General features: G+C 75.3%; 5 protein-coding genes. 3 read left to right on the top strand and 2 right to left on the bottom strand.

Annotated elements, in window-relative coordinates:
- Nucleotides 1-186: 186 nt before the first annotated feature.
- Nucleotides 187-1,032, bottom strand: a complete 846-nt coding sequence (locus AB0F18_RS38175) for a siderophore-interacting protein (RefSeq protein ID WP_362069840.1) — start codon at nucleotides 1,030-1,032, stop codon at nucleotides 187-189.
- Between the two features lie 49 nt (nucleotides 1,033-1,081).
- Nucleotides 1,082-2,008 carry a 5'-3' exonuclease gene (locus tag AB0F18_RS38170; protein ID WP_362069837.1) on the bottom strand — a complete coding sequence of 309 codons (927 nt, stop codon included), beginning with the start codon at nucleotides 2,006-2,008 and terminating at the stop codon, nucleotides 1,082-1,084.
- Between the two features lie 175 nt (nucleotides 2,009-2,183).
- Here AB0F18_RS38170 and AB0F18_RS38165 point away from each other — a divergent pair, with 175 nt between their 5' ends.
- The 3 genes from AB0F18_RS38165 to AB0F18_RS38155 all read left to right on the top strand — a co-directional run bounded on the left by AB0F18_RS38165 (nucleotide 2,184) and on the right by AB0F18_RS38155 (nucleotide 5,695).
- On the top strand, nucleotides 2,184-4,157 hold the full coding sequence (locus AB0F18_RS38165; RefSeq protein ID WP_362069834.1) for a Dyp-type peroxidase: 1,974 nt from the start codon (nucleotides 2,184-2,186) through the stop codon (nucleotides 4,155-4,157).
- A 226-nt stretch (nucleotides 4,158-4,383) separates the two neighbouring features.
- Nucleotides 4,384-4,974, top strand: a complete 591-nt coding sequence (locus tag AB0F18_RS38160; RefSeq protein WP_362069843.1) for an XRE family transcriptional regulator — start codon at nucleotides 4,384-4,386, stop codon at nucleotides 4,972-4,974.
- A gap of 4 nt (nucleotides 4,975-4,978) precedes the next feature.
- Nucleotides 4,979-5,695, top strand: coding sequence for a helical backbone metal receptor (locus tag AB0F18_RS38155; protein ID WP_362069831.1), 717 nt, complete (start codon nucleotides 4,979-4,981; stop codon nucleotides 5,693-5,695).
- Nucleotides 5,696-5,795: the final 100 nt, after the last annotated feature.

Genomic DNA, 5,795 nt, shown 5'->3' with positions numbered 1-5,795 from the left:
CCCTTCGCCCGTTCCCTGGGGGCTCCGCCCCCAGACCCCCGCGCCTCAAACGCCGGCGGGGCCATAGATAGCCCGCGCGGCGTTTGAGCGCACGTACGGGGTCCGGGGCTTGCCCCGGGAAAACGGTGAAAGGGCGGGGCGGGGAGGGGCTCCGCGCAGCGGGACCAGGGAGCGGCCCCGCAGGGGTTACGCGGCGGCCGGGGCGGGGACGTCCTGTTCCGCTTCCACCGTGGCGTTCCAGTCGCGCTTGATGGCCCGCCAGCCCTCGTCCGTCTCGCCGTGGCGCCAGTAGCCCGAGATGGAGAGCCGCTCGCGGGGGATGCCCCGGTCCAGCCGCAGGTGGCGGCGGAGTTCCTTCACGAAGCCCGCCTCGCCGTGGACGAAGGCGTGGACGTCCGTCGAGGGGAAGTCCAGCGTGGTGACGGCCTCCAGCAGGGCCGCGCCCACCGGGCGGTCGCCCCGGTGGAGCCAGACCGGGGTGATGCCGTCCGGGGTGGCGATGGGCTGCTCGTCCGCCGGGCCGTCGACCTCGACGAACGCGTGCACCCGAGCCCCCGGCGGCATCCGCTCCATCGTCGCCGCGATCGCCGGCAGCGCGCTCTCGTCGCCGACGAGGAGGTGCCAGTCGGCCTCCGGGTCCGGGGCGTAGCAGCCGCCGGGGCCGAGGAAGTGGACCGGTTCGCCGGGCTGGACGCGGGCCGCCCACGGGCCCGCGAGGCCCTCGTCGCCGTGGACCACGAAGTCCAGGGTCAGCTCGCGGCGCGCCGGGTCCCAGGCGCGGACCGTGTACGCACGCTGGCGGGGCCAGGCCTCACGGTGGTGCGTCGCACGGATCGCGTCCAGGTCCCAGGGCTCCGCGTACCGCACGCCCTCCGGCTCGAAGAGGAGCTTGACGTAGTGGTCGGTGTACGCGCCCGCGCCGAACCCGGCCAGCCCGTCTCCGCCCAGCACGATGCGGACCATGTGCGGCGTCAGCCGTTCGGTGCGTACGACGACTGCGGTGCCGACGGTACGGGCGCGTCCTTCTGCCACGGTGTCTCCCCTGACGCTTACGAAGCTTAGGATTACCTAAGTTAGCACCTCATGGGCGCAGCGCGCTGCTCAGGCGTGACATCGCTCCTCCCAGACCCCACCGATGGGCGAGGGCGTCAACCATCTCGGGTCGAGCGGGAACCCGGGGGAGGGCCGGGTCGAAGGCGGGCAGGGGGACGTCCGAGGCCACCTTGACGACCTTCGGCGCGACCGCCAGGTACGGGCGCGATTCGTCCAGCCGCTTGCGCTGGGTGGGGGTCAGCTTCGACTTCGGGTCCTCGACCGCCGCGATGATCCCGGCCAGGTCCCCGTACGCGTCCAGCAGCTTGGCCGCGGTCTTCTCGCCGATGCCCGGAACGCCCGGCAGGCCGTCGCTCGGGTCCCCGCGCAGCAGCGCCAGGTCCGCGTACCCGGGGCCGTCCACCCCGTACTTCTCGCGCAGCCAGGACTCGTCGGTGACCTGGAGGGTGCCCACGCCCTTGAGCGGGTACAGGACGCGGCGCGCCCGGGCGTCGTCGACCAGCTGGTAGAGGTCCCGGTCGCCGGTGACGATGTCCACCGGGCCCGTGGCACGGGTGGTCAGGGTGCCGATCACGTCGTCCGCCTCGTACCCGGCGACCCCCACCCGGGCGATGCCGAACGCGTCCAGTGCCGCCTCGATGATCGGCACCTGCGGGGCGAGGGTGTCCGGGATCTCCTCCACGTCCGGGCCGGCCTCGGCCTCCTGCGCGACCCGGTGCGCCTTGTACGACGGGATCAGCGCCACCCGCCAGTGCGGCCGCCAGTCGGCGTCCATGCAGGCCACCAGATCGTCCGGCCGGTGGTCCTGCACCAGCCGCCCGATGAAGTCCAGGAGCCCGCGCACCGCGTTGACCGGGGTGCCGTCCGGGGCCTTCACGGAGTCCGGCACGCCGAAGTAGGCGCGGAAGTAGAGGGACGCGGTGTCCAGGAGCATCAGGCGTCGTGTCGTCGTCATGGAGGCGATGATGCCGTAACGCCGCCCGGCCGTAGCCCGTCACCCTTGGTGGCCGATCAGTCACTCGAACAGTTCCTCCGGCGCGCGCGGGCGTGCTCCCTCGCGGAGGGTGTTGATCACCGGACGGGCGCTCGGCCCCGCCCGGTTCCCGCGCGAGCCACACCCAGGAGCCCCGATGGATGCCGCCGCCGCCCAGCCCGCCGCCCCCGCCCGCAGGACCGTCATCAGGGCCGGGGCGGCGGCCGCCGCCGCGCTCGCCGTCTGCCCGCACACCGCCGGGGCGGCGACCGGGTCCCGGGCCCCACTGCCGGCGGCCGCCGATGGCACCGCCGCGCTGCCCCTGCGCTCCGACCGCAACAGCCAGGGCGACATCCTGGCCGGATCCCGCAAGGACCACGCCTGCCTCCTGCTGCTGCGCTTCCGCGAGCCGGTCCTGGCCCGCTGCTGGCTGGGCCGGCTGCTGCCGGAGATCTCCGTCACCGAGGAGATGGCCAAGTTCAACGCCGCCTTCAGCGCCGCCCGCGTCAAGGCGGGCGGCACCGACCCGGCCGCCCTCTCCGCCCAGTGGACCGGACTCTCCCTCACCCACGCCGGGCTGCGCTTCCTCGCCGGGCGCGACCCCTTTCCCGCCCTGCCGCCCGGCAGCACCGCCGAGGCCTTCGCACAGGGCCCCGCCCAGCGGGCCGAGGCGCTCGGGGACACCGGCGACAGCGCACCCGACTCCTGGCTGTTCGGCGCCGAGAGCCCGCACCGGGCCGTGCACGCCGTCCTCAACCTCTCGGCGGACGACCCCGAGAAGCTCGCCGCCGCCGTCGACCGCCACCAGCGGGCCCTGGGCCCCGTCCAGGGCGTGCTCGTCTTCCGCCAGGACGGCGCCACCCTGCCCGGCGCCCTGCGCGGGCACGAGCACTTCGGGTTCACCGACGGCATCAGCCAGCCCGGCGTCCTCGGCTTCCACGCCCCCGACCCGGCCACCGGGACCACCGTCCTGGGGAAGCCCGGCGCGCGGCTGGTCCCGGCCGGGGAGTTCCTCGTGGGACAGGAGAGGGCCGGTCAGCGGCCCGCCGGGCTGCCCGCCTGGGCCACCGGTGGCTCCTTCCAGGTGGTCCGCCGGCTCGCGCAGGACGTACCCGGCTGGTGGGCGCAGGCCCGCGAGCGGCTGGCCGACCTCCAGCGGGCCGGGGCCGCGCCCGCCGACGCGACCGAGACCTGGCTGGCGGCCCGCCTGGTGGGCCGCTGGCCCGGCGGCGCCCCCGTCGCGGGCTGCCCGCTCGCCGAGCAGCCCTGCCCCGTCGGCACCGACCCGGACGCCGTCCTCTCCTACCGGGACGACCCGCAGGGCTGGCACACCCCGCTGTTCGCGCACATCCGCAAGGGCAACCCGCGCGACGGCCTCGTCCCCGTCCCGGGCCGCCCCCCGCTGGACCCCGCCGCCCTGGACAACCGCCGCATCATCCGGCGCGGCATCCCGTACGGGCCCCCCTACGACCCGGACCAGGAGACCGGCCGGAGCGGCGACGGAACCCCGCGCGGGCTGGTCTTCATCGGCTACCAGGCCGACCTCGTCCAGCAGTTCGAGTTCGTCGCCAAGCAGTGGATCAACGAGGCCGACTTCCCGCCCGGCCGCAACCCCCGCACCGGCGCCGACCCCGTCCTGGGCCCCGGCTCCCCGGTCACCTTCGAGCACGAGTCCGAGGGCGGCAGCCGCGCCACCACCCTCCGCTTCGGCCGGTTCATCCGCACCGAGGGCGCCCTCTACGCCTTCACCCCCTCCCTGCCCACCCTGCGGGCCCTGGCCGAGGGCAGGCTCGACGTCTCCGTGGAGGTCCACCCCGGCACCGTCCTGCGCCCGGGCGACGTCCTCGACGCCGGCGCCGCCCGGCTGACCCTGGCCACCGACGGGGACCTGCTGCTCCTCGCCCCGGCCGGCGCCCACCGCTGGAGCGCCGGCACCGCGGGCAAGGGCAGCCAGGCCGTCTTCTCCCGCGACGGCGAGCTCACCGTGCGCACCGCCGACGGCGCGGCGGTCTGGAGCAGCGGCACCGCCGGCCACCCCGGCGCCCGGCTGCTGGTCCGCCCGGGCGGGGACGCCGTGATCCTCGACGGCGACCGTGTGCTGTGGCGGGCCGGCCACGGCCACGGAGGGTGACCGCCGGGGTACGGGAATCAGCCGGGGAACGGCCCGGTGGTCCCTTGCACGCGAATCCGGGGGCGGTTGCTGCGTAAGGTGCTTACAGCACACCGATGTGCCACGACGGGTAGGGGAGGGCAGCCCCGACATGAACGGTAAGGAAGACGGAAACATCGCGGACGCCACGGACGGCATGGAGTACGGCTTCGCCCGGGCGGGCACGCCGGACACCCATGACGTGAACATGCACGACAAGGAGAAGGACGCCAAGGAGCAGCCGCTGCGGGTGGGCGTCGCCGTGCGCAAGCGGCGGCGCGCACTCCACCTCACGCTGGCCGCCGTATCGGCGCGCAGCGGGCTGTCCGTGCCCTTCCTGAGCCAGATAGAGAACGAGCGCGCCCGCCCCAGCATGAGATCGCTGGAGCGGGTCGCGGACGCCCTGGAGACCACGGCGGTCGACCTGCTCGCCGCCTCCGACACGGCCCGCACGGTGGACCTGGTGCGGGCCGGCGACGACTCCGGGCTCGCGCCCGTCAACGGCGTACGTCCCCTCGTACGCGGCCACCACCAGCTGCACGCGCTGGAGTTCACCGGGGACCAGGACGCCGGCCGCGAGTACCAGCACCGCAACGACGAGCTGATGTACGTGGTCTCCGGCGCCTGCCAGGTGGAGGCCGAGGGCCGGGCCTACCGGCTGGAGGAGGGGGACGCGCTGTTCCTCTCCGGCGGGGTGCGGCACCGCTGGCGGGCCACGACCGAGGACACCAGGCTCCTCGTCGTCGCGGTCGGCGACCACATCCACGCCACGTCCGAGCCGCCCTCCCCGGAGCACTGAGCCGGTGCGCGTCGTCTCGCTCGTCCCCTCCCTGACCGAGGCGGTGGCGGTGTCCGCGCCCGGCCGGCTCGTCGGCGTCACGGACTGGTGCACGCACCCGGCGGACCTGGGCGGCGCGGCGCGGATCGGGGGGACGAAGAACCCCGACGTACGGGCGATCGCACGGCTGCGCCCCGACCTGGTGATCGCCAACGAGGAGGAGAACCGGGCCCCCGACCTGGCCGCGCTGCGCGCCGCCGGGGTGGAGGTGCTGGTCACCGAGATCCGGGACCTGCCGCAGGCGCTGCGCGAGCTGGACCGGGTCCTGGTGGGGGCGCTGGGGCTGAAGCGGCCCGCCTGGCTGGACCGGGCCGAGGAGGCGTGGGCCGCCGTGGAGCCCCTCGGCTCCCTCACCGCCTTCGTGCCGGTGTGGCGGCGTCCCTGGATGGTGCTGGGCAGGGACACCTTCGCCGGTGACCTGCTCGCCCGGCTCGGGGTGCGCAACGTCTACGCAGGGCACCCCGAGCGGTACCCGAAGGTGCCGCTCGCCGAGCTGGCGGGGAGCGGCTGCGATCTGGCGGTGCTCCCCGACGAGCCGTACCGCTTCACCGCCGACGACGGCCCCGAGGCCTTCCCGGGCCTGCCCGCCGCACTCGTCAGCGGCCGCCACCTGACCTGGTACGGGCCCTCGCTGGCGGAGGCCCCGCAGGTCCTGGCGGCGGCCGTGCGGGCGGCGCTGTAGCTGTGGCCTAGGGTCTGTCGTCAAAGTCCCGTCGTCGCCCGGAGGGCGGCCCCGCGGCGTCTGGTGCGTGCTCTCGGTGCGCCGGGCGCAAGACCTCGTA

It is taken from the genome of Streptomyces sp. NPDC029216 (assembly GCF_040648015.1).
Taxonomy (GTDB): Bacteria; Actinomycetota; Actinomycetes; order Streptomycetales; family Streptomycetaceae; genus Streptomyces.
This window is presented reverse-complemented; position numbering and strand designations above follow the sequence as displayed.

Bases quoted from the DNA above. Each gene is read 5' to 3' on its own strand.
- AB0F18_RS38165 (WP_362069834.1), top strand. From the start codon at position 2,184: ATGGATGCCGCCGCCGCCCAGCCCGCCGCCCCCGCCCGCAGGACCGTC.
- AB0F18_RS38170 (WP_362069837.1), bottom strand. From the start codon at position 2,008: ATGACGACGACACGACGCCTGATGCTCCTGGACACCGCGTCCCTCTAC.
- AB0F18_RS38160 (WP_362069843.1), top strand. From the start codon at position 4,384: ATGCACGACAAGGAGAAGGACGCCAAGGAGCAGCCGCTGCGGGTGGGC.